At 36.2% G+C, this 24,548-nt stretch carries 22 protein-coding genes and 4 pseudogenes; 21 read left to right on the top strand and 5 right to left on the bottom strand.

What is annotated here, in order from left to right:
• Positions 1–137 precede the first annotated feature (137 nt).
• The 3 genes and pseudogenes from EHR_RS08665 to EHR_RS08675 all read left to right on the top strand — a co-directional run bounded on the left by EHR_RS08665 (position 138) and on the right by EHR_RS08675 (position 3,340).
• The gene (locus EHR_RS08665; RefSeq protein WP_010737910.1) at positions 138–1,556 is read left to right on the top strand and encodes a glycoside hydrolase family 1 protein; all 1,419 of its coding nucleotides are present in this window, start codon (positions 138–140) and stop codon (positions 1,554–1,556) included.
• Between the two features lie 838 nt (positions 1,557–2,394).
• Positions 2,395–2,628: pseudogene (locus EHR_RS08670) on the top strand (ATP-binding protein); the annotation flags it as partial.
• A 25-nt stretch (positions 2,629–2,653) separates the two neighbouring features.
• Positions 2,654–3,340 (top strand): response regulator transcription factor, encoded by a 687-nt coding sequence (locus EHR_RS08675; protein ID WP_010737908.1) that lies wholly within the window; start codon positions 2,654–2,656, stop codon positions 3,338–3,340.
• 181 nt (positions 3,341–3,521) lie between these two features.
• On the opposite strand, the gene EHR_RS08680 is transcribed toward EHR_RS08675, so the two are convergent.
• Complete coding sequence (locus tag EHR_RS08680; RefSeq protein WP_228012171.1) at positions 3,522–4,079, bottom strand: pentapeptide repeat-containing protein; 558 nt, start codon at positions 4,077–4,079, stop codon at positions 3,522–3,524.
• 298 nt (positions 4,080–4,377) lie between these two features.
• Here EHR_RS08680 and EHR_RS08685 point away from each other — a divergent pair.
• From EHR_RS08685 to EHR_RS08695, 3 genes and pseudogenes are all read left to right on the top strand, one after another.
• A pseudogene (locus EHR_RS08685) lies at positions 4,378–5,099 on the top strand (DeoR/GlpR family DNA-binding transcription regulator).
• 10 nt (positions 5,100–5,109) lie between these two features.
• A pseudogene (locus EHR_RS08690) lies at positions 5,110–6,516 on the top strand (M24 family metallopeptidase).
• Positions 6,517–6,782: 266 nt separating this feature from the next.
• Positions 6,783–7,142, top strand: coding sequence for a MerR family transcriptional regulator (locus EHR_RS08695; RefSeq protein ID WP_010737903.1), 360 nt, complete (start codon positions 6,783–6,785; stop codon positions 7,140–7,142).
• Positions 7,143–7,379: 237 nt separating this feature from the next.
• Here the strand turns inward: EHR_RS08695 and EHR_RS08700 are convergent, their stop codons facing one another.
• Positions 7,380–8,519, bottom strand: a complete 1,140-nt coding sequence (locus tag EHR_RS08700; RefSeq protein ID WP_010737902.1) for a trans-sulfuration enzyme family protein — start codon at positions 8,517–8,519, stop codon at positions 7,380–7,382.
• Between the two features lie 266 nt (positions 8,520–8,785).
• Here EHR_RS08700 and EHR_RS08705 point away from each other — a divergent pair, with 266 nt between their 5' ends.
• From EHR_RS08705 to EHR_RS08715, 3 genes are read left to right on the top strand one after another with little or no spacing between them, the layout of a single operon-like run.
• Entirely contained in the window at positions 8,786–9,139 is a 354-nt protein-coding gene (locus EHR_RS08705; RefSeq protein WP_010737901.1) for a Rid family detoxifying hydrolase, read from the top strand.
• A 17-nt stretch (positions 9,140–9,156) separates the two neighbouring features.
• Entirely contained in the window at positions 9,157–10,485 is a 1,329-nt protein-coding gene (locus tag EHR_RS08710) for a CoA-disulfide reductase (RefSeq protein ID WP_010737900.1), read from the top strand.
• A 14-nt stretch (positions 10,486–10,499) separates the two neighbouring features.
• Positions 10,500–11,918 (top strand): cation:dicarboxylate symporter family transporter, encoded by a 1,419-nt coding sequence (locus tag EHR_RS08715; RefSeq protein ID WP_010737899.1) that lies wholly within the window; start codon positions 10,500–10,502, stop codon positions 11,916–11,918.
• Positions 11,919–12,173: 255 nt separating this feature from the next.
• On the opposite strand, the gene EHR_RS08720 is transcribed toward EHR_RS08715, so the two are convergent.
• Positions 12,174–12,839: a helix-turn-helix transcriptional regulator gene (locus tag EHR_RS08720; RefSeq protein ID WP_010737898.1), complete on the bottom strand. Its 666-nt coding sequence runs from the start codon at positions 12,837–12,839 to the stop codon at positions 12,174–12,176.
• Positions 12,840–13,042: 203 nt separating this feature from the next.
• Between EHR_RS08720 and EHR_RS13990 the strand changes: the two genes are divergently transcribed.
• The 6 genes from EHR_RS13990 to EHR_RS08745 all read left to right on the top strand — a co-directional run bounded on the left by EHR_RS13990 (position 13,043) and on the right by EHR_RS08745 (position 17,397).
• Positions 13,043–13,156 (top strand): putative metal homeostasis protein, encoded by a 114-nt coding sequence (locus EHR_RS13990; protein WP_010718433.1) that lies wholly within the window; start codon positions 13,043–13,045, stop codon positions 13,154–13,156.
• A gap of 116 nt (positions 13,157–13,272) precedes the next feature.
• Positions 13,273–13,767 (top strand): GNAT family N-acetyltransferase, encoded by a 495-nt coding sequence (locus tag EHR_RS08725; RefSeq protein ID WP_010737897.1) that lies wholly within the window; start codon positions 13,273–13,275, stop codon positions 13,765–13,767.
• 171 nt (positions 13,768–13,938) lie between these two features.
• Positions 13,939–15,603 carry an acetolactate synthase AlsS gene (gene alsS, locus EHR_RS08730; RefSeq protein ID WP_010737896.1) on the top strand — a complete coding sequence of 555 codons (1,665 nt, stop codon included), beginning with the start codon at positions 13,939–13,941 and terminating at the stop codon, positions 15,601–15,603.
• A gap of 12 nt (positions 15,604–15,615) precedes the next feature.
• Entirely contained in the window at positions 15,616–16,326 is a 711-nt protein-coding gene (gene budA / locus EHR_RS08735; RefSeq protein ID WP_010718430.1) for an acetolactate decarboxylase, read from the top strand.
• A gap of 162 nt (positions 16,327–16,488) precedes the next feature.
• Positions 16,489–16,974, top strand: coding sequence for a GAF domain-containing protein (locus EHR_RS08740; protein ID WP_025480518.1), 486 nt, complete (start codon positions 16,489–16,491; stop codon positions 16,972–16,974).
• A 159-nt stretch (positions 16,975–17,133) separates the two neighbouring features.
• Positions 17,134–17,397, top strand: a complete 264-nt coding sequence (locus EHR_RS08745) for a hypothetical protein (protein ID WP_010737894.1) — start codon at positions 17,134–17,136, stop codon at positions 17,395–17,397.
• A gap of 103 nt (positions 17,398–17,500) precedes the next feature.
• Here EHR_RS08745 and EHR_RS13825 read toward each other — a convergent pair.
• A pseudogene (locus tag EHR_RS13825) lies at positions 17,501–18,067 on the bottom strand (transposase); the annotation flags it as partial.
• 408 nt (positions 18,068–18,475) lie between these two features.
• Here EHR_RS13825 and EHR_RS08755 point away from each other — a divergent pair.
• The 4 genes from EHR_RS08755 (at position 18,476) to EHR_RS08770 (ending at position 22,221) form a co-directional block, all read left to right on the top strand.
• A complete protein-coding gene (locus tag EHR_RS08755) occupies positions 18,476–18,880 on the top strand; it encodes a MarR family winged helix-turn-helix transcriptional regulator (RefSeq protein WP_010737892.1) in 405 nt (134 codons plus the stop codon).
• Positions 18,881–18,907: 27 nt separating this feature from the next.
• Positions 18,908–19,546 carry a nitroreductase family protein gene (locus EHR_RS08760; RefSeq protein ID WP_010737891.1) on the top strand — a complete coding sequence of 213 codons (639 nt, stop codon included), beginning with the start codon at positions 18,908–18,910 and terminating at the stop codon, positions 19,544–19,546.
• 15 nt (positions 19,547–19,561) lie between these two features.
• The gene (locus tag EHR_RS08765) at positions 19,562–19,849 is read left to right on the top strand and encodes a putative quinol monooxygenase (protein WP_010718425.1); all 288 of its coding nucleotides are present in this window, start codon (positions 19,562–19,564) and stop codon (positions 19,847–19,849) included.
• A gap of 503 nt (positions 19,850–20,352) precedes the next feature.
• On the top strand, positions 20,353–22,221 hold the full coding sequence (locus tag EHR_RS08770) for a MucBP domain-containing protein (protein ID WP_014834545.1): 1,869 nt from the start codon (positions 20,353–20,355) through the stop codon (positions 22,219–22,221).
• Positions 22,222–22,578: 357 nt separating this feature from the next.
• Here EHR_RS08770 and EHR_RS08775 read toward each other — a convergent pair whose 3' ends face one another.
• Complete coding sequence (locus EHR_RS08775) at positions 22,579–23,034, bottom strand: hypothetical protein (RefSeq protein ID WP_014834546.1); 456 nt, start codon at positions 23,032–23,034, stop codon at positions 22,579–22,581.
• 639 nt (positions 23,035–23,673) lie between these two features.
• Here EHR_RS08775 and EHR_RS08780 point away from each other — a divergent pair.
• Both EHR_RS08780 and EHR_RS08785 read left to right on the top strand, forming a co-directional pair.
• A complete protein-coding gene (locus EHR_RS08780; RefSeq protein ID WP_010737889.1) occupies positions 23,674–23,895 on the top strand; it encodes a hypothetical protein in 222 nt (73 codons plus the stop codon).
• A gap of 267 nt (positions 23,896–24,162) precedes the next feature.
• Positions 24,163–24,474: a plasmid pRiA4b ORF-3 family protein gene (locus EHR_RS08785; RefSeq protein ID WP_236592753.1), complete on the top strand. Its 312-nt coding sequence runs from the start codon at positions 24,163–24,165 to the stop codon at positions 24,472–24,474.
• Positions 24,475–24,548: the final 74 nt, after the last annotated feature.

Below are 24,548 nucleotides of genomic sequence, written 5' to 3' on the forward strand. Positions count from 1 at the left end.
TTTTAGCAATCTTTAAAGGGTAAAACAATTAACATTTATAAAAAGTATATATTTTTTAATAAAAAAATATTCCAATTTATTGGAAGCGGTGTTATGATGGAGTAGTACTCAAGAGAATGTCATTTTAGGAGGATACAATGAACAAACAACAATTAACATTTCCAGAAAACTTTTGGTGGGGTTCTGCTTGGTCAGCTGAGCAAGCAGAAGGTCGTGGTGAAACTGGAAAAGCCGAAACGGTTTGGGAACGTTGGTACAAAGAACAACCATACCGTTTTTATCAAAGGATTAGTTCAGAAATTACGACAGATCACATTCATCGTTATAAAGAAGACGTTCAACTGATGAAGCAAACCGGACATAATTCCTTTCGGGTCTCGATCTCTTGGGCGCGGATGTTCCCAGATGATGGAGTAGGGGAGGTAAATCCAAAAGCGGTTGAATTTTATCGGGATTTATTTACTGAGATGAATAACAATGGTATTAAAGTATTCGCCAATCTTTATCATTTTGATATGCCAGCAGCCCAACAGGATAAAGGCGGTTGGGAATCACGGGAAGTTGTCGATGCATATGTGCAATTTGCAGTTACTTGTTTCAAGGAGTTTGGCGATCTCGTCTATCACTGGTTCACTTTCAATGAACCGTTGGGGCCGATCTTAGGGTCATATCTGGAAGACTTCCATTATCCAAATTTGATTGATTTCAAACGAGGAGCGCAAGCGGCTCACTTTACTATTTTGGCTCACGCGAAAGCAATTGCAGCACACAAAGAGTTGAATTTGAACAGTAAAATAGGTGTTATCTTGAATTTAAGCCCGACGTTTCCAAGGAGTCAAACCCCCGCTGATGTGAAGGCAGCTGAAATTGCGGATCTTTTTTATGTTCGCAGCTTTTTAGATCCAATGGTCAAGGGTGTTTATCCAGAAAAATTAATTAACCTTTTACGTGAATATGATCAATTGCCAACGGATTATACCGAGGAAGACCTGCGTTGTATCAAAGAGAACACGGCACAAATCTTAGGATTGAACTATTATGAACCACGTCGTGTGAAGGCTCGTTTAACTGCAATCAATCAAGATGGTCCGTTCTTACCGGATTGGTTTTTTGAGAATCATGTGATGCCGGGACGTCGGATGAATGAATATCGTGGTTGGGAAATTTATGAAAAAGGTATCCATGATTTATGCATGGATATCAAAGAAAACTATGGGAATATCGAATCCTTTATCTCTGAAAATGGGATGGGCGTAGCAGATGAGGAACGTTTTATGGATGAAAGTGGGCAAGTGATTGATAATTACCGGATCGAATATATCCAAGATCACCTCGCTTATCTTTGGAAAGCAATCAATGACGGCTGTAATATCAAAGGGTATCATCTTTGGACCTTTATTGACTGCTGGTCCTGGATCAATGCATATAAGAACCGTTATGGACTAATTTCTCTTGATCTGCCAACCCAAAAACGGACGATCAAGAAAAGTGGTGAGTTCTACAAACAGTTAAGCAATCAAAATGGGTTTGAGTATGATATTGATCGATTGGTATAGCAAAAAATGAGTGAAAAAACTTGTATTTTTGTTTGAAAATCTTTTATCTAGAAATCATAGAGTTATTCATTCAATGGGATTGTTCAAATAAGCATCGGGACTGGGACAAAAGTTCTCTCAGTATCTTCTAGTATCTCTAAAAACGAATAAACGGTGTTCAAAGAGCTGACCTTCGGCGATAAGTCAAAAAATCTCAAAACATGGGGAGCTGTTTCGAGATTTTCATCCTTAACGCTTAGGTCAAGACGCTCTTTTCACAGCCTCTTGCTAAACGGCGTTCAAGAAGCAACTCCTCAACAATAAGCGATGATTTTCTAAAATATGAGGAGCTATTTTAAAAAATCATCGCTTATTCGCTCGGAGCTAAACGCTTCTTTCACAGCCTCTTGCTAAACGGTGTTCAAACATCAGCTCCTTGAAATAAGCCTGAATTTTTCAAAACATGAGAAGCTGTTTCAAAAAATTCTTTCTTATTGTCATCAGAGCTACCGGATGTTTTCACGACCTCTGATTCACGGTGTTCAAAGAGCTTACCTTCGGCGATAAGTCAAAAAATCTCAAAACATGAGGAGCTGTTTCGAGATTTTCATCCTTAATGCTCCTGCGATTACTCGTCGCAGTTTTTACTTGGTGAGCACTCAGGTCAAAACACTCTTTTCACGACCTCAAGAGAAACACAAAAAACGCTTGGTGTTCGTTTATTTGTTCCCATAGATCTACTGGCTATAAATAGCTCATCGCTTTGTTCAAAAAACCAGAAGCCATTTTCAGTATTGTGCACGAATTGTTTAACTATTACACATTGATTAGTAACTGGGATAGTAGTTGAGAGCGTAGCGTACGATTGACTGTGAGCCAAAATGGAGAAGAAACGAGGATTGAGATTAGAAATAAGGGTGAGATTCCTATTGAACAATTTCAAAAAATCCAAAATAATCTGACTCAACCAAATGAGGTGCCTGTTGATTCTAAAAACGGATTGGGAATTGGTTTAAGTATTGTCAACACGATCATTCGTGCTCATAACGGACAAATGGAGATGATTGCCGATAATGGGGAAACGATTGTCTGAATCTATTTAAAGTAAGGAGTTTTTTATGAATAAGATGATCTTATTGATTGAAGATGATCCCAATATTACCGACTTCATGGAAGTGGTTTTTGAGCGAGAACAATATAGATTAACGGTAGCAGCAAATGGGATGGAAGCTTTAACTGCTTTACAGGCAGAAACATTTGATGTCATTTTACTTGATCTAGGTTTACCTGATATTGATGGAATGGATCTCTTGAAAATATTGAGGAAACGGATGGATCTTCCGATCGTGGTAATCTCTGCACGAAAGGACGAAAATGAAAAAGTAGCCGCCCTTGATTTAGGAGCAGATGATTACGTCACCAAACCTTTCGGGACTAACGAACTTCTAGCTCGTATAAGAACAGCTTTACGCCATAAGAAAACCAAAGAAGAACAGACGTTGATCGTAGTAAATAATGCATTGAAAATCGATTTTGATAAGCAGTTGGTTTATAAAAATGACCAAGAAATCCATTTAACAAAAAATGAATATCGATTACTTAAATGTTTATTTGAGCAGATTGGTAAAGTAGTCACTTATCAAACCTTAATGACCCAAGTATGGGGACCATACAGCGAAGATTCCCAAATTTTGCGAGTCAATATGTCAAATATCCGCAAAAAAATTGAAACAAATACGTTGAAGCCTGAATATATCATTACTGAAATTGGTATTGGTTATCGCTTACGTGATTACCGCTCGTAAACATAAAGATGAAACAGTGAAGTCTGTTTAATAAGTATTAGATCCGAGAAAGATAATTAAAAAAGGTTATAAAAGAAGCAAATAGCTCCGAGCAAAGCAGAGCAGAGCTAGCTGTATCTTTCATGACCTTTTTATGGTGTTCATCGTATTACTTCTAGGGAATTAAACCTAGGTTATTCACTTACTCTTTTATAATTAGACCTAACAATGTAGAGAATTTTAAGGCCTGGTAGGTTGAGACCTGGCAACCTTTTAATTCATTGATCGTAATGCCTAATGTTTCAAAATTAGAGGAGCTTAAATCAACGCCTTTTAAAGAGGTTTGCTGAAAATTCGCTTCGTTCAATTCACAATTGTCAAAAATGATTCCTTTGAAGTGACAATGATAAAGATCGGCGTTTTCCAATGAACAATGGCAAAATTGATTATTCTCCATTTTAGCATAGCCAAAAGCAGCTAGATTGATTAGACAATCTTTAAAAGTAACGTTTTTAATCGTTGATTCTTGAAAGGTTGTCCCAAGTAGTTTGCAATTGATAAATTCTACTCGGTGGATAGAGGCTTTTGTCATATTGACGTTGGAAAGATCACAATTTGTAAAGCGAACATCTACGAACTCGACCTGACTAAAATCGCTATTTGTAAATTGACAGTGATCAAATTCCATATTGTAAAAACGTGGACGATCGAAAAATGCTTCGATTGCTTCGTCATTGACTACTTTGCACATTTCAAGCATTGGTTCCTCTTCGGAATAGATTGTAGAAAAGGGCTTAAGTGGTAATGTGGGAGAAATTTTTGGAGGAACGATTTTCATAGATTCATCTACTTTCCTATATAAGATTTTTTCATATCAGTAACGGAATCATCGTTGTCTGCTTATTATAGCACAAATCATTTGATTGCATTTGGCGATTTTTTTGCGACAAAATGCGATAAATTGCAAAATATTGCAAAATATTGCAAACTGTAGTAAAGTGACTTAAGGGAGGCGGTTTCATGCTGAGGGAAATTCGTTTGAAAAAATAATCAAAATCATGAAAGAAAAACAAAATGCTGCGATTGATGACTTAGCAGAACAGCTGGAAGTATCTAAAGACACGATCAGACGTGATTTAATGAAGTTAGAAGAAAAAAATATAGTTCGCAGAACACACGGCGGAGCGATTTTATTAGAAAGAGAAGCAACTATTTTTGATTATGAGCAACGTTCAACTAAATTAAATGGAGTGAAACTTCAGTTAGGAAAAACCGCTGCAGCTATCATTAAAGACAATTCATCGGTTATTTTCGATTCCTCCACTACTGTAGAAAGTGTGATCAATCAAATAGGGATGAAACCTTTGACAGCTATCACTAATTCTTTGACTCATGCGATGCTGTTAGCAAAAAGGTCAGCAACTACGATTACGCTATTGCCGGGAAAATTGCACAAAACACAACTTTTTTTACATGGCTCAGATACTATTGAGAAATTAAAACAATACAGTGTAGACTATACATTTTTAGGTGTTTTTGCTTTATCGTCTGAAGGGATATTCATCCATACGGAAGAAGAAGGACTTGTCAAACGCCAAATGGTCAAACAGGCAAAAACGGTGGTTGCTTTAGCAGATCATACAAAAATGGATAAAACCGGTTTTTTAAGGTTTGTGATTTAAAAGAGATTGATTTTCTAGTAACAGATCAACCTCCCAGCAAGCAGTTGCAACAAGCTTTGATAAATAATCAGGTGGAATGTCTTATATTAGATCAATAAAGGAGTAAGTATGGAAAAGATAAATATAATTTTAGATGTGTTGACTGAGCCGAAAACATTTGCAGATGTCTCACCGGTTTTCTTAACAGATGAAACGATTGAGATGAGAAAAAAACGAATGATACAAAGGATGAGAGAAGAAGCGATTGACACACTAATCATTTATGCAGATCGTGAGCATGGTAGCAATTTTGAATATTTTACAGGATTTATTCCACGGTTTGAAGAAGGATTATTTGTTATGGAAAATAGTGGAAAAAGTACCTTGATTTTGGGAAATGAAAATCTGAAACTATGTAAACATGCACGAATCCAATCAGAATTGGTTCATTATCCACCTTTTTCATTGCCGAATCAACCAATGGATCACGAACAACCTTTAGAACAATTATTTACCTCGTTAGGGTTCGTTGAAAAGAAAAAAATCGGGGTAGTTGGTTGGAAAATGTTTACTACACGGAAGAAAGAAGCGACCAAGCTATTCGATGTTCCTCACTTTATTATTGAAGCAATCGAAAAAGTAAAAGGTGAAACGACTGAACTACTAAATGCTAGTTCGCTGTTGATCGGGGAAAAAGGAATACGGAGAACAAATAATGCCAATGAGATCGCTCATTATGAATTTGGTGCCAATCTAGCTTCTAGTTGCATGTTACAAGCACTAAACAAGATTGAAGTAGGTGTAAAAGAGTCTGAAATTGGAGCATTGTTAAATGGAAAAGGACAACCGAACACGGTAGTGACAATTGCTGCGACAGGGCAACGTTTCGAATATGCTAATCTTTACCCAACCGATAAAACAATTAAACTTGGGGATGCGTTGTCTTTAACTACTGGGTTTAAAGGTGGTCTATCTAGCAGAACAGGGTTTGTCATCGAACATGAAAAACAACTTCCGTCAGAGCAAGCGGATTATTTAGAAAAAGTGGCTAAACCTTATTTTCAAGCAATTGTTCATTGGTTAGAAACAATCAAAGTGGGGATGAGAGGCGAAGAAGTTTATCAACTAGTTGAGACTGTTTTACCAAAAAAACAGTTCCATTGGCATTTAAATCCTGGTCACTTGACAGCAGATGAAGAGTGGTTAGCTTCACCTATTTATCAAGAGTCGCAAGAAATACTTGAAAGTGGGATGATTTTTCAACTAGATATCATTCCTTAAGTTCCGGGTTATACAGGTGTTAGTGCGGAAGAATGTGTGGTATTAGCTGATGAGGCACTGCAAGCAAAAATCAAAGAAAAGTACCCAGAATTATGGCAACGCATTATGATTCGTCAAACGTATTTGAAAGAAGTGCTAAACATTGATTTAAGTAAAGATATTTTACCGCTTTCCAACACGGTTGCATACTTACGCCCTTTTTATTTAGCAAAGAATCAAGCATTTCGTGTACAAAGAATAAAATCCACATCTTGATGTACGAGTGAATGATAAGAGAAAATTCGTAGGAGTAACAGGAGCTGTATGGTTCGTTACTTCTCGAATTTTTTAGGTCTGCTAGCTTTTTTGAGAAAAATCCCTTATAGTGAGAGCCGAAAGACTAGATCATTTTTTGTACGTTGTTTCAAATGCGACGATGATCATGCATAAATCTCCATTCGTTTATTGGGTTTGTCCAAGCAGATAAATGTTAGGATAGTCGTTTATGAACGAGATGGAACAGAAAAAAGGGGATATCGACTATGAACATCAAACAAGTGAGTGAAACGAAAGGGATCTCGCCCGATACATTACGTTATTATGAGAAAATTGGTCTCATTCCACCTGTACATCGCACGAAAGGCGGAATCCGTGATTATACAGAAGAAGACCTCAACTGGGTAGATTTTACAATTTGTATGAGAAATGCTGGCTTATCCATTGAGTCGTTGATCGAATACAATAAATTGTGTAAGCAAGGAGACCAGACAATTGCTGCTAGGAAGCAATTATTGATGACAGAAAGACAGCATTTGATTCAAAAGATCGATGAGATGCAAGAGTGTTTAACACGATTACATAAGAAAATCGAGAATTACGATCGGTATTTATTAGAACAATAAGATATTAGTCCATGTTAGCCAACAGTTGGTTAAGAGAACTTTTATAGCCCAAATACAACAGTTCTGAAATTTTTACCGATGATGAAATAAAAAAATTTTGATGAAAAAGAAGGCGTGTCGGAAGTGTCTAACTCTAAGAAATAAGCCGGATAGTCCCAAATAGGAGGAACTATTTTGGGACTATCCGGCTTATTTTCGATGATAGAACTCACCATGAATATCAGACAGTGAGTGAAACTACATAGCATTTAACGCATCATCAAGATCAGCGATCAAATCTTCTACATCTTCGATCCCGCATGAAAGCCGAACTAAAGTTTCAGTGACACCCATCGCTAATCGATCCTTTTCAGGCATACTGGCATGAGACATCGCCCAAGGATAAGAAAGGATGGATTCCACACCGCCGAGACTGACAGCTACGATTGGTACACGACAGTGTGTGAATAAGGTTTCAATTTGCTTAACTGAATCTACTTCAAATGACAAAATAGCACCACAGTCTTCGCATTGTTTTTGATGGATCGAATGTCCAGCATGCTGTTCAAGACCAGGATAATAAACGTTTGTTACTTTCGGATGATTGACGAGAAAGTTAGCTAATTCACTAGCGTTTCGAACTGATTTTTCCATTCTTAACCCCAGCGTTTTAACGCCGAGCAATAGTAGCCAAGCATCTTCAGGACCCAAAATCCCGCCCAGTGCTTTTTGATGTTCCTTTAATTGCTGATACAGCTCCTCGTTATTTGTAGCGACCAAACCTGCAACAACGTCACTATGTCCATTGATAAACTTTGTTGCACTATGTATCACGATATCAACACCTAAATCTAAAGGATGTTGTGAAATGGGTGTCATAAATGTATTATCTGCAACTGTTAAGATCTGATACTCGTTAGCCAATTCAGTCACTTTCTTTATATCAGTGATTGTTAATAATGGATTGGAAGGAGTTTCAATGTAAAACATTTTTGTTTCTTTTTTAATCGCTTTTTGCCAAGAATCAATATCCGTTTCATCAACAAAAGTGCAATCGATCCCGAAACGAGCTAAGAAAAGATGGATGCTTTGGAAGGTTCCACCATAAATATTTTTACCTAGTACTAAATGATCTCCTTTGGATAAAAGGAACAGGACAGCGTTAATAGCAGCCATTCCTGATGAAAATGCTAAACTGAACTGCGCGTTTTCTAATGAAGCAATACATTTTTCCGCCGCTTCGACAGTAGGGTTACCAAAACGAGTGTAACTAAAACCTGTGTGAGTGAAGACATTTTTTTGATGAAACGTGGAAGTTTGATATTTAGGTATCGACGATGAGCCTGTAACTGGGTCGATGACTGGGTAATCGTGTAGAATTTTTGTATTGATATTCATATGGGTTTCCTCCAAACCTACTTCATGTATCTCAAAAATAACACATTCATTTCCGTTATGTCAACGCTTTCTTGATAAAAAATTATCAATGAAATTAATTGCTTGCGTTAGATTTTAAATAACATTAGTTTTTATAATTTTATTTTAAATAAAAGAATTTTTGCGGTTTTTAAAAACTCTGAAAGTGGTTGACTGCCTTAAAAATATATGATAATTTTTTAGTGTAATTGTATTCTATGATAAAAAATTATTAAAGGAGGAAAAGAATGAGTAGCAACAAATTACCGTATGAAAAATATCGCGTGGCGGGAGACTTGATCTTTGTTTCTGGACAGTTACCAATCGATCCAACCACTGGTGAAATCGTTTCTGAAGAGATTAAAGCACAAGCGAACCAAATCATGATCAATATATCACAAGTGTTGGAGGAGCTAGACTTGACCATGAATCAAGTGGTTAAAACGACTTGTTTTCTAACTGATATGAATCATTTTGAAGCATTTAATCAAGTGTACGCAGAACACTTTGGTGAACGTTTCCCAGCACGATCAGCTTTTCAAGTCGTTGCCTTACCAAAAGATGCTTTAATAGAAATCGAATGGGTTTTATCTAAAGCATAAGAAAAGAGGAAGAAAGAATGAAAATAATAATCATTGGTGGAATTGCTGCAGGAATGAGCGCAGCGGCCAAAGCAAAGAGAGTCAATCCAGATGCAGAAATCATCGTGATTGAACAAGAGGATTATATCTCTTTCGGCGCTTGTGGGCTTCCTTATTATTTAGGCGAAGAATTTAATGATGAACAAGAGATGTTTGCTCGAACGCCTGAACAAATCGAACGTTTAGGAATTAAATTATTGTTGCGCCATCGAGTAGAATCAATCGAATTTGCCACTAAAACGTTAGCTGTAAAAAATTTAAGTACAAATGAAGTGAGTCATGAAACTTATGATCGTCTGATGCTGGCTGTCGGTGCAAAGCCGTTTGTTCCTAACATTGCTGGTATTGATTCTAGTGATGTATATACGATTACAAAACTTAATGAAGTCAAACGACTACAGCAAGAATTATCAAATTATCAAAATATTGTCATCCTGGGTGGTGGATTTATTGGCATTGAAGTAGCTGATCAGTTAACGAAAGCAGGAAAAAATATTCATTTGATCGAGATGGCTCCTCACTTGATGAATCGTTCATTTGATCCGGAATTTTCTACTAAAATTAAAGAAGCTATTGAAGAAGAAAATGTAAGGGTTTCCTTGGAGGAGTCTGTTCTAGAGATCGAAAAAAATCATGAACAAGTGGTAGCTGTCAAAACGAATAGAGGAAGTTATCAGGCGGATGCGGTGATCGTTGCTGCTGGATTTGTTCCTAATACCAGCTTTTTGAATGATCAATTGGAATTGTTAGGAAATGGTGCAATTAAAATCGATACATACGGGAGAACGTCTCAAAAAGATGTATTTGCGGCAGGTGACTGTGCTTCGATTCCCCATCGAATCTTAGGGGATATTTACCTTCCTTTAGCGACTACAGCGAATAAAATGGGACGGATCGTTGGGGTCAATCTTAGCGGTGTACAGATGCAGGAATATTCAGGGACATTAGGCAGTAGTGCGATCAAAGTAGGAGAGTACGAGGCAGCAGCGACTGGTATCACTGAAAAAATGGCAAGAGAAAAAGGATTAGATATCAAAACGACTTGTATTGAGACAATGAATCACTCGAATTATTATGGAACTCAAGAAAAAATCATGATCAAACTGGTTTATGACCGACAAACAAAAGTGTTGTATGGTGCCCAACTATTCGGGAAAAATGAAACAGTTCTTCGTGCGACTGGCTTAGCTGTTGCGATACACGCTCAAATGACGACTGAAGAATTAGGATTTGTTGATTTTGCTTATGCACCACCTTTTTCTTCTACGTGGGAAGCACTAAATGTTGTAGCAAATACTGCAAAATAAAGGGGATGAATAAATTGATCGATGCACCTTTTTTTACTCAATTTCTGAAAGTAAGTAATTATTATACTGCGGGAGGAATCGCTTTGCTGATTCTCTCCCTTGGGGTAATGAAGTACCTCAAAGACAAACGGATTAATTTCTCAAAACGAATGATTTATGCTCTTATTCTTGGTTTGCTTTTAGGGGTTGTCATTGATTTGATTGGTTCCGATAGCGAAATTTATACCGAATTTGCTCGAACGGAAATCAATGCCTGGTATGCCCTAGTTGGTTCAGGATTCTTGAAGATGATCCAGTTGCTAGCTATTCCTGTCGTGTTCTTATCGATTATCAAAGTAGTGATTGATGTCAAAGGAGAACGGTTAAAATATTTGACGGGAAAAACTTTTGCAACATTACTAGGGACTACAGCTATCTCTGCGGCATTGGGGATTGCGGTTGTCAAACTCTATCGGCTTAACGGTGCAGAGTTTGCTGGAGACTTGGCAGCAGACAAAGCAGAAAGTATTAGTAATATTGCTTCGCAAAGTTTCCCAGAATTTTTCTTGAAACTGATACCTAACAATATAGTTAGTGTGATGGGGGATAATGGGAGTATTGTATCGGTTGTGATCATAGCGGCTATGTTTGCTGGAGCTATTCGCTTCTTACAAGTCAAAAAACCGGATCAAGTGGCACCTTTTGTTACGTTGTTGGACTCATTAAAAGTAACCGTCATTTCCGTTTTAACTAACGTGATCAAGTTGATGCCGTATGGGGTTGTTGCTTTAGTAAGTAATACAATTATTTCTAGAGGGATTCAAGCAATTATGGGAATGATCGGATTTATTGCAGCTCTATATACTGGTGTTCTTTTGATGTTGATCGTTTATGTCATTTTATTACTATTCATGGGTGTGAATCCAATTGTTTTTTACAAAAAAGCATTTACGACACTATTGTTTGCTTTTTCTTCCCGTTCAAGTGTAGGAACTTTACCTTATACTTTGAAAAATCTGGAAGAAGATCTAGGTGTGTCTCAAGAAACGGCAAATTTTGTTGCTACTTTAGGAACTTCGATTGGTATGAATGGATGTGCTGGTGTATTCCCTGCTATGCTTGGTGTTTTAATGGGATCAGCTGTTGGCGCAGAAATGGATCTATCCTTTTATTTCTTGGTGGTCGTTGTCGTTACGGTAGGATCCATCGGAATTGCTGGTGTACCTGGTACGGCGACCGTTGCTGCGACAGTTACTCTTAATGGCTTAGGGTTTGGACACACGATCGCAAGTATTGGAGCGATATTTGGTATCGATCCGATTGTTGATATGGGACGTACCATGTTGAACGTCGCAGGCTCAATGGTTTCTGCGATTATGGTAGATAAGTGGGAAGGAACATTTGATAAACAAGCGTTTTTGGCACCATTGAATAAAAAAAATGAAGAAGAGTAATAGACAATGGGAAAAGTTATGTGTTCAATTAGTGATCAAATGATATCTGGGTAATGAGTTGATACCAACTCGCTGATTAGATCGTTTTTACTATAGCTTTCGCCTGTTTCAAAAGTGAAACAACCAAGAAATAAGACGGCACGCCTTAGTGAAGAGGAGTGCCGTCTTTAGTTTCAAAGCCCATCATGTCTGAGAAGCTGTTAAAAAAATGCTTGCTTATTGTCATTGGAGGTAACCGATGCTTTCGCAATCTCTTTACTTTTCTCCTTCAGCAATCTTCAGGTAACGATAAACGCTGGGATCTGATATGTTGAGAATCTTAGCCACTTGTGAAACGGCGCCTTTGATTTGGAAGATTCCTTTTTCATTTAATTGGCGAATGATTTTAATTTTCAACTCTTTATTTAAAGGAGTCTGTTTGTCCAAGAGATCGGAGGGGACGATAGAGTAGATAATCCCTTCAATGGTTTCTTCCAAGATCTCAACGGATTCGGGGAGGTGATTTGTATCAAACACTGCAAGTGGTTGTTTTTCTGTTGATAAGCCAGCTAATGCGAGTATCTCCTTTGAGAGTGACTGATATTTGCTGATATCTTGATTAATGCAAAGTAATCCGACTATCTTCTGCTGATCATTGCGTATAAAAAAAGTGGCACCTCTTAATTTTTTCCCGTTGATTGTTTGTGCATCATAGTTGACTAAATAATCTTGTTTAAGATATTTCTTTGAGCGCACCATTTCTAAAGCGAAACCAGTAACAGGAGAATGGATATCTCGTCCACTTATATGATTGTTTTCAATGGCAGCGATATGAAAATGACCTTCTTCCAGATGATGAAGAACCACTTCATAGTTTTCCCCTAAAGCTTGTCCGAGGAATTTGACCAGGGATATATATAGCGTTAATTGAGTGTTATTCATTTTCTCACCTTGATAATTTTTTGTTACTTTATAATACCATCTTTGTTTGCTGTTTACATTATAAAATAATCGTTATTTCATTTTATTTTTTATTGACAAATTTTTTGGGTGAAGTTATATTGTTTGTATAAATCGTAATCATTACTATTTGAGTTCGTGAACGGTTTATTTGATAAAAATAGACTTGAAAAAGGGAGAAAGCAATGGAAAAACAAGACTTAGCGAGTGCTTATCGTCGGCTAAAGAGCCCCAATATCAAAACGAAAAAAAGAGCGTTAAAAATCATTCATCAATACAAACGTAATAAAAATAAGTAAAAACTATCATTTGCTAAAAAACGTGTTTGTTTTGATTAGTGATCCTATCAGTAGATTCTTGTCTTAAAAATTTGAACTGGTATAATAGTTTTTAAACAAAAAAAGGTGTGTACTATATGATCCGTTATTCTATAGCAGCTAAAGAAGATTTACCTCGCATCGTGGAGATTTACAATCAATCGATTTTAACGAAACAATCAACTGCCGATGTAACGCCCGTAACTATCGAGGATAAATTGGCATGGTTTGAAGCCCATGATCCTAAGAAACGCCCACTATGGATCATGCAAGAAGCAGGAGTAATCATTGGCTGGATCAGTTTGAGTGATTTTTATGGACGACCAGCATATGATCAAACGGTAGAAATCAGTATTTATATTGATGAGACCTATCAACATAGAGGTATTGGGCAGTATGCTATGGACTTTGTAGAAAAACAGCTCCCTGGCTTAGGTATTGAGACCGTGCTAGCCTTTATCTTCGATAGTAATCAAGCGAGTCAACGTTTATTTGAAAAAAATGGTTATTGTTTATGGGGGCTACTGCCTGAAGTTGCGCAAATCGATGAGAGATTGCTTGGGTTAGCTATTTGGGGAAAATCGTATCGCTAATCAAATAAGCTGTAGTTTCATGAATTTTTCTGAAACTACAGCTTATTTTTCATATTACTACACAAATGAAAAAATTTGTGTTACACTCTTTTTGTGAAACAGTTTGTAAAACTGTACTAATGAAAAAGCGTTTTTCGAGAGAGTGTTTAATGAAAAGGGAGTAATATTGTAATGGATGATGAAATGAAACAAGGTTCTAGAGCTGTAGTAGAAAGTTTAGCAAATCACCAAGTCGAATATGTTTTTGGGATTCCAGGAGCAAAAATCGATGGGGTGTTTAATGAGTTAGAAGATCAAGGACCAGAATTAATCGTTACGAGACATGAACAAAATGCCGCTTTTATGGCTCAAGCAATTGGACGGATCACAGGCGAGCCAGGTGTCGTCATTGCTACTAGTGGTCCTGGAGCTAGTAATTTAGCAACTGGGCTAGTGACCGCTACGGCTGAAGGTGATCCGGTTCTTGCAATTGCAGGACAAGTCAAACGAAGCGATCTACTTAAATTAACTCATCAAAGCATGGACAATGCTGCTTTATTTCAGCCAATCACTAAATATAGTGCAGAAATTCAAGATCCAGAAACAATTTCAGAAGTGATTGCCAATGCTTATCGAATGGCTAAAAGTTCGAAAAAAGGAGCAAGCTTTATTAGTATCCCACAAGATGTGGTAGATGCGACTGTAAAAAATGAAGTCATCAAACCTCTAAAAGATCCACAATTAGGTTCTGCTTCCGCTGGCGATATCGATTATTTAGCGGAACGTATTCAAGAAGCGAAATTACCTGTTTTATTAATTGGGATGCGAGGTTCAAGTAAAAAAGAAACAGCAGCGATCCGTAGATTAGTAGCAAAAACAGGCTTGCCGGTGGTAGAAACTTTCCAAGCCGCTGGTGTGATCTCTAGAAAATTAGAAAACTATTTCTTTGGCAGAGTCGGTTTGTTTAGAAATCAACCAGGAGATATGTTATTGAAACGAAGTGATCTAGTGATTGCGATTGGTTATGATCCAATCGAATATGAAGCAAGAAACTGGAATGCTGAAAAAGATGCTCGAGTAATCGTTATTGATGAAACACCAGCTGAGATTGATTCTTACATGCAGCCAGAAAGAGAATTAATCGGGGATATCTCTGAAACATTGGATCTGTTGACGGATTCTTTAACACCGCATCAAGTGTCACGTGATGCGAAAGAATACTTAGCCTTTTTGCAAAATAAATTAACTGAGCGTGATATTGTGCCAACGAAAGACCGCGAAGGAATTTTACATCCTCTAGAAGTCATTAATACACTCCAAAATAAAGTGACAGATGAGATGACTGTTACTGTAGATGTAGGTAGTCACTACATTTGGATGGCACGTCATTTTAGAAGTTATGAAGCAAGACAACTATTATTTAGCAATGGGATGCAGACACTAGGCGTTGCTTTACCATGGGCAATCTCTGCTGCATTAGTACGTCCTAAGACACAAATCATTTCGGTATCTGGTGATGGTGGTTTCTTATTTTCTGCTCAAGATCTAGAAACAGCTGTTCGTAAAAATTTGAAGATCATTCATTTGATTTGGAACGATGGTCGTTACAATATGGTAGAATTTCAAGAAATCATGAAATATCAACGAGCTTCCGGTGTGGATTTTGGCCCGGTTGATTTTGTAAAATATGCGGAAGCTTTTGGTGCTAAGGGGCTTCGTGTGACCTCTGTCGCTGAGTTGGAACAAGCAATAGAAGAAGGATTTAAAACGCAAGGTCCAGTTATCATCGATATTCCAATCGACTACCGTGACAATGAAAAACTTGGTGAAACGATTTTACCAGATCAATTCTATTAAGGAGATGCTAAGATGAGTGAAAGAATACTTTTTCAACATGGAACACTAGGAGCATTGATGGCAGGACTAATGGATGGTACTGAGACGATTGAACAGATACTCAAACACGGGACTTTAGGTTTGGGAACGCTACATGGGTTAGATGGGGAAGTCATCTTCTTGGATGGCGAAGCTTATCAAGGGCGTTCAGATGGAGTAGTTGTTAAGCTGACAGGAAAAGAAACCACTCCTTATGCAGCAATCACCCCATTCATTACAGATGAACGTTTTGAAGTCGAAAATCAAACAAAAGGCGAAGAATTAAAACAATCAATTTTAGCCAGTCAAGCAGGAAACAACTTATTTTTAGCGATAAAAATTACTGGGCTGTTTAAAACAGTCCACACACGTATTATGCCAAAACAAGAAAAGCCTTACCGAAGATTAGCAAAAATATCAGAGTCTCAACCTGAATTTCATGAAACAAATAGTCAAGGAACGTTAGTTGGATTTTATACGCCAGAACTGTTTCAAGGAGTAGCAGCTGCTGGATTTCATTTGCACTATATCGATGAAGCTAAACAATTCGGAGGGCATGTCATTGATTTTGAGCTGACAAAAGGCACTGTCGAAATCAGTAAAATCGAAACACTTGTTCAACATTTTCCCAGCGATGATCCAACGTTTATTGGAACGACAATAGATTATGCAAACTTGGAACAAGAGATCCAGCAAGCAGAATAATTTTCTAATGAGTCCGTGCTAAAAATTAATAATGAAAGTATTTTATATTTGAAGGATGTTCTTTTCCCGTCTTTCTGTCTAGTAAGGTCAGTTTTTTCTCAATGACTAGTCAGCAAATCATTTCTAAGCTATAATTTTTTCATAGAAGGAGTGGTTGAGATGTTGTGGACAGAAAAGCAAAAAGAAGATGCCTATCAAATTTTATTATTACAGCAAAAAGGATTATTAGAGGCAGAAGATCATTGGCTAGCAAATTTAGCGAATTCTTCTGCTTTGTTGAACGAGACATTACCAGAAACAGTTTTTGCAGGTTATTACCTATATAATGGCGAAGAATTGATTTTGGGTCCATTTCAAGGTCGTGTTTCTTGTACTAGGATCACAATAGGAAAAGGGGTTTGTGGTGAGTCAGCACAAACAAAAACTACATTGATCGTTGATGACGTTAAGAAACATGAAAACTATATTTCTTGTGATTCTGCAGCTCAATCTGAAATCGTTGTGCCCATGATCAAAGAAGGGCATCTGATTGGCGTTCTAGATATTGATTGTGGTGTAACAGGCGGATACGATCATATTGATCAAGAATATCTTGAGAAATACGTAGAAATGCTTATTGATATCGTGCCTTTAGATGTTATTTCTTAAAAAAATTCAATAACTTTAATAAGTGAAATCAAAAGAACGCTCGAAAAAGTCGTTCTTTTGATTTTTTTCTAAAATTATAATGGTTTTTGGTTTTCACAATCTAATTTTAATGCTATTATCATTTTATAAAATGTTAGAACGATTAAAGGTGGATGAGATATGAATAACGAAGAAATCATTTTGGGACAAAAATATGCGTGTAAGCCAATCGGTTTAAAGCATGTAGTAGTAGGTGAAGTCATTAATAAATTAGAAAATTGTATCGTGTTATGTGTGGAAAAATACCAAGAAAGTGATCATGAAGAAATATTAGAAAAATGTGGGAAAGTGGTTGCAAAATATGCGGATGTATATGATTTAACTACTATAGAAGCCATTTTTGAAACTTCTTCAAAAATTTATGAACCAGCGCTTGTCTCATAAATAAAAAATAGTTTAAAAGAGAGGCTCTTTGTCGAATGATGTTGGTAAAGAGAAATCTTAGAATAATTTGGGCAGAAAGAAGAAAAACTTCTTTCTGTTCTTTTTATTTGGTTAAAATGGTTTTACCGTGTCGAATCATGATCCGACGTTTGAAATGATAAAAATTTCGAAACCCATAAGCATTGCATTTTAATACTTTAATATGGTTGTTTAAACATTCTAGTGGTCCGTTTGAATAACTGTAGCGGAGGGCATTTCGGATCTGTGGCAGAAACTTTTTAAATGTTCGCAAAGTTGTCGCATAAGTTTCAGGTAGCTGGCTGACTTCTCTGGATAAACAGTCCTCAAATAGTAAATGATCTCTTTTCTTTACTGCATAAAGAACATCTAGATATAACTGATAGCCTTATCGCAAGTTGGGACAAGTGGCTAACAATCGGTCGACAATCTCACTTTCAGTTAAGTAATCTTTGAAACTGGCACGCCAAACTCGTTTTTCATCGTTCAACTTTGCTTCTTCTTTTTGACTGAGCATTTGGGAAAAGCTTTTTAACCAATGAAACATAAGGCGCATACCTATCAATAACAATGAATTCAACAGCTTTTCGAGTCGCTAAGGACAATCGAGAAAACAGCTTTCTAAATAAGGCAATCGTCGGTTTGAGACAATGTGGACACTCTTCGGGCGTGTATTGAAGAGTACCTTTGTAAATCAAGCAAATTTGCCCTTTATATCTTTCTTTGGTTAAACAATTTTCCTCGAAATAGATAGTTAGGTCTAGAATATTTAGGGTATCTTTGATAAGCTGAGTATAAGACATCTTGAATCCTCCTATGAATTGGTTAGCCAAATTAATTCTAAAGGATTTCAGGGTGTCTTTTCTATGTTTTTACATCATAAACATAAAAAAGATGTTGGTGAATTTCACCAACATCAAAAAGTATAGAGCCAAAAGAGAAAGAGGAATAGCTTTCTCTTTTTTTTTGTTATTCAAACTTTTATGCTTTACAAGTCTCACTAAAACATTTATATTATTGATAAGTCAATAATTGACAAGTCAACGGAAGGAGGATGGAGATGGATTTAAGAAAACTCAGTCAGTTACTCTATAAAATCAAAATTATCAGTCAAGAAGGATCAGCTTTGTTCGAGAAAGAAACTGGATTCAGTTTGACGAGATATGAAATGCTGATGTTTTTATGGGAAAAAGGCAAATGTTTACAAAATCAAATTCAAACAGATCTGAAAATAGACAATGCAGCTATCTCTAGACATTTGAAGATATTGGAAGAAAAAGGCTATGTTTCACGAAAACGCAATCCAGCGAATAATCGTGAAGTATTTGTTCTACTGACGGATACAGCCAAACGAGAACTGGCTAAGTGTGAAAATAATCATCAACAGTCCGCTGACTCTTTGTGCATTTCGTTGACCGATGAAGAAATCACCGAACTAACAAAATTATTGAATAAACTTTATTAACTACATTAGGAGAAAGAAGAGAGAAAAATGAGCAAAGAATTAGTAAACAATGATTTTTCAAGTGTTGTATTTGGAAGAAAATCCGTTCGTGTATATGATGAAACGGTTAAGATTTCTCATGAAGAAATGTTAGAAATGATACAAGAAACAACAACAGCACCATCTTCAGTTAATATGCAACCATGGCGTTTTGTGGTGGCAGAAAGTGAAAAAGCAAAAGCAAAATTGAAACCATTGATCCGTTTTAATACGAGACAAAATGATACTTCATCAGCTATGGTCATGATCTTTGGAGATATGAACTGCTACGAATATGGGGAAGAAATCTATGACCAAGCAGTAGCAGAAGGTAAGATGCCGGCAGAAGTCCGAGACCAACAACTTGCTGCGATCCTTCCTTATTACCAAAACTTTACACGTGAACAAATGAATGACGTTGTGAAAATTGATGCTAGTTTAGCTGCAATGCAATTCATGCTAGTTGCTCGTAGTCACGGCTATGAAACAAATCCAATCGGGGGATTCGAAGCAGACCAATTGGCTGAAGCTTTTGATCTCGACAAAGAACGTTATGTTCCAGTGATGATCTTATCTGTTGGGAAAGCAGTAGAAGAAGGATATGAATCTGTTCGATTGGCTCCAGAAAAAATTACAACTTTTAAATAAAGCGAGTGTGGAAAAATGATCGTTATCAATGCAAAATTTTCAATCAAACCAGAAAAAAGAAATGAATTTCTTGCGGAAGTAAATGAACTTGTTGCAAGTACAAGAAAAGAAGACGGGTGCTTAAGCTATCAATTGTACGAATCAATCGATATTGAAAATGAATTTGTCATGGTTGAAAATTGGCGTGATCAAGCAGCAATTGAAGGACACAATCAAAGTCCGTTACTTCAACAATTATTTAAAAATATGAGTCAGTATAGTAGTAAGAAGACAGAAATAAATGTTTCTCAAACAGTAAACTAATTTTTTGATTAAAGAAGTTATGTGTTAAATCTATTTTATAAAATGTAACTAAATAATTTCCAGTTCGTCATGGTAAAATGATTAATCATTTACCGTGACGGGCTTTTTTTGTTAATCAATCATTTTTACTAAATAAACAGAATCGGATTTTAAATAACGTTTGTGAATTTTTTTAAGAATGTGAAAATCATAATTTTAATTCCTTAACTAGATATTTTTTTATTTTAACACACAGAAAACCTTGGTTTAATAATAAAATAATCTTGCGAATCTTATATGTTACAGGTAACATTAATATGTAGGTTAAACTACTATTGTTTATTTTAAATAACGTTTTTTAAGGAGGCGGATAATCGGATTCAAGTACATAAATAAAAGTAACCAACCTTAGAATAAAGTAAGAAAAAGCTAGGTTAGCCAAATTTCAAATATAACTGGGGGAGCAGATAAATTAAATGACGAAAAGAAAGCAAAATAAAAAATAAAAAAAATAGAAAACAATTATGAACTCAGCATTGCTGATGACCACTGTAGTGGGGTTGCTAGCACCTAACGTATTGGCAGCATCCAACGCAGTAAGTGAAATCGAAATGATTGATGAGGTGCAACCACCACATGATTCAGGAACATTGGACCTATCCATGCCTGAACCGGAAATAGGATGGGTATCTGTCAATGGGGTAGATGTAGATACACAAAAAGTACTTTGGTTTTCAGAGGAAGTCGGTTTCGTCGGAAATGATGTAACCTTATTCGCTGAAATTGTAGAAGGGTATGAATTGATCTCGCCAGATAGAGTGACTATTTATATGGAAACGGCAGAGATGCATCACAATTTTTACTATAAGAAAATTGAAGATAGTCCTGAAGAAAGTTTCTCGTCAGTAACTGTGCAGTATTTACATAATGAAACTGGTCAACCGATTGCCGAACCTACGGTAATTAATGATTTAGAGATTGGAACAGAATACATAGGAAATGCACTGGTGATTGATGGCTACACGATCGTAGGGCCTGAAACTTATACAATCAATGTTTCCGAGGATCCAAATAGCAATATCATTACTTTCCGTTATGATGAAAATCCAGTGACTAAAGAAAAAGCAGCTGTAACTGTTAAGTATATTAATGAGAAGGGGGAATCGATTGCTGAAGATAAAATAATAAGTGACCTGGAAGTCGGCTCTACACATACAGAAGAAGCGTTACTTATCGAAGGATACGAATTGCTGAGTACCAAAGTCCAAACGATAGAAATACAAAGCGAAGGCAATATCATTACATTTATATATGAAACTAAGGAAACAACGCCGCCAGAAAATGAAAAAGCCAATTTGACTGTGAAATATATTGATGAGCATGGTCAATCGATTGCTAATGATAAAATAATCCAAGACTTAGAAGTCGGCTCTACATATACGGAAGAAGCGTTACTTATCGAAGGATACGAATTGCTGAGTGCCAAAGTCCAAACGATAGAAGTACAAAGTGATGGCAACACCATTACATTTATATATAAAGCCAAAGAAACATCACCGTCAGAAAATGAAAAAGCCGATCTGACTGTCCGATATATCGATGAGCAAGGTCAATCAATTGCGGAGAAAAAAGTAATAACTGATTTAGAGATTGGGAAGCTTCACAAAGAAGAAGCGTTACTAATCAAAGGATATGAACTAGTTAATCCGAAGTTAGCGATACAAGAAGTCATGATTGAAAAGGGAACAAACACGATCACGTTTATCTATAAGAAAATCAAAACAACAGTAGCGTTAGCAGGAAACGTTGCTTTCATTTATGGTACAGAAGGAAAACAAATGACGGCGGTTATTCCAGGAGGAACAACGATGTACGTTGTTTTGAACGGGGAAATCATCGGAAAAGCCAAACAAGAAAAGGTCAATTCTTCTCGTTTAGTAGATGTAAAAGTAGAAGAACCGACGACGATTTATTTATCTAAAGCTGTAGCAAATGGGGAAACAGTTCAATACTATACAGAAAATGAAGCCGGAGAAAAATCAGTCATCTCAGAAATTACACGCCAAGAAAAGACGGATCAAACAAATAAACCAACTGAGAATGACGACAACAAACAAGATCAAAGTAAAGTGGATACCACAACTGAAACGAATAAAAATAAAGAAAGTACCGAAAAGAAAGAATCAAATCAAACGTCAACTTCAAAAAATGGTAGCACCACAAAAAATAATTCTACAGGTACGACCAAAACCACCGTATCTGGAAAAGCTACTTTACCAAAAACAGGAGAGCAACAAAATCGCTTATTGCGCAGTTTAGGAATGGCACTTTTAGTAACGGTAATGGGGATCAGTTACATATTAAAGAGAAAAAATAGAATAAAACAAGATTAAAAATCATTCAATGAAAAATAACTAAAAAAACACAGACCTCAAGAAGTATCTAGATACTTTCGGGGGCCTGTGTTTTTGTTCTCGCTTCCTATTTACTGGCAGTGATAGCGGACAGGATACTCATTTTTTCGGGATCGGATAAAACCGTCAATTATTTATTGATCTATGTGAGTAAACTTTGTCATAATGACTGAGAAATAACCAAAATCTAACTAGTTCAAGGTTGCTTATTGTTCAAATTATGCGCTTTATATGTATCAGTCAGCAGGGAATGCTTAGATTCAATCGTTAGTATAGGAAAATGTTCAGAATCATTCAATTTTATAATGAGTCTAGATAATAAAATTTTATCTTTCATTACTTGGTATTTTTTTTGTAAGGGATAAGCACGAGATTTTTTGTCTCCGTAGTTTCTTCCTCGCTTAAAGGAGTGAGAATAATCGTTTCATTCTTCTTACTGACTTTGTAAGACATGATGTCACTTTTAGACCAAAGTTCCTTCCAAGTCATTATATCTCCTTTAATCGTATAACGAAACTCTTCTTTTATATGCTTACTGAATTGTTTGATAAATTTCTTCATATGTACACTATTGGATTCATCGTCTACAGAGTAATCGATACTTGAAAAATCTAAGTTAAAACTAGCTTTACGGTTAGAAAAGGTAAGGGTCATTTTGGGATCATCAGTAGAGTCCGTCCCTTCAATTACCCACGCATTTGCTTTTAGATCCTTAACTAAACGATTTGCTTGCTCGTCTTTTTTCCTTTGACACCCACATGCGCTAAGTAACAACAATGTGAATAAAACCAATAAACGAACGCTCTTTTTTTTTCACTTGCTTTCCTCCTTTCTATTTTCTTTGGTGTTCAAGAGAAGAAGACTTGCCCTCTAAGCAAATAAAGAGTTGCGAGTGCTTAAATTAGATAAATAATCTCCCGCTTTTTAGATAATTTATAAAAATTGAAAACGTGGGCTCCTTTCGTTCAGGATCAAATTATTCTTCTCTTATCAGAAATAACGCAACCATTCAAAGATGAAACATGTTTCTCGTTGTGAATATCTCTAAGTTAAGTTTAAAGCTTATCTGATTTCATGACAATCAGAAATTGAAGAAAGAGAATTGATCTTGCTCAGTGACCAATCCAAACCAAACTTGAGGAGATAATGTACAGCGTATTTCAATTTCTGAAAACAAAAAAATGATTCATTCAAAGAAATAATTATAAAAAAAGGAAAAAAATTGTATATTTTTGGTTAAACTATTGGAAAATAAAAAGGTATTAAATGATGTAGTGAGCGCTGAAATGACGTAAACAAGTTTCAAAATATCTTTTAGTTAGAAAGTCGAGGTCTATCGTTGAGGAGTTGGTTTTACACATCGTTGATTTTCTTTGGTAGTAGGCCAGTTCCTATCTTTTATAATCAATTATTAAATGAGGAGGGGTATGTATGTTTCTAATATTTATGTTTATCTTTTTTATTTCAGCATTTTTACTCTTGATGTATGGCGCAATTAAAAGGCGAAAAGTTACTGTTCCATTTTTTCTGCTACTTTTTTTGGGAACTTGTTGTTTCTTCAATGTGGCTAAAGATGTACTAGACGAACTGGATTTGGGAAGCAAAACGTCTTTCAATCAATTAGATGATGATATTTTTGAAATTGACGATTGATGAGATAATCATAAAATGTAGTGAAATTTTTAGCATTACCAACGATATACTAATAGTAGCTATTCCTCTGAATCAAAGCGGTAGTGTGAAAAAGCGCAGATGATTTGGCTGAAGTATTAGACAGATATTATTTTTTAGAAAGGATGAAATAAAATAACAATCCAAAGAAATAATCAAGCGATTATATTTAGTATTTCAGCAGGAACAGGTTGTTATCGCCACCTTTGTGTATCAATTAATGAGACACTTGAGGATTTTGCTGAGCTTATTTTAAGTGCGTTTGATTTTGTAAACGATCATGCACATGCCTTCTTTATGGACAATTATGCGTGGAGTTCTAATAATTGCTATTATATGAATGAAATGGATGAAGATAACGAATATCTCCATACTTGTGATTATAGACTCTATCAATTTGGACTAAAAAAAGGGGATGCTTTCAAGTTTGTATTTGATTTTGGGGATGACTGGAGATTTCAGTGTAAAGTGCTACGTGTAATTGATGATGACAGCGAGTATGAGACCGTCATAAAAAGTGTAGGTGAATCACCAGAGCAATATTTCAATTACTTTGATTAATCCAGTATTTTATTACAATCTTTATACGACTAGCAGTAACGTAATCTTTTTCTGTGCTATGGAAAAAAATAGGA

Source organism: Enterococcus hirae ATCC 9790, from assembly GCF_000271405.2.
Classification (GTDB): Bacteria; Bacillota; Bacilli; order Lactobacillales; family Enterococcaceae; genus Enterococcus_B; species Enterococcus_B hirae.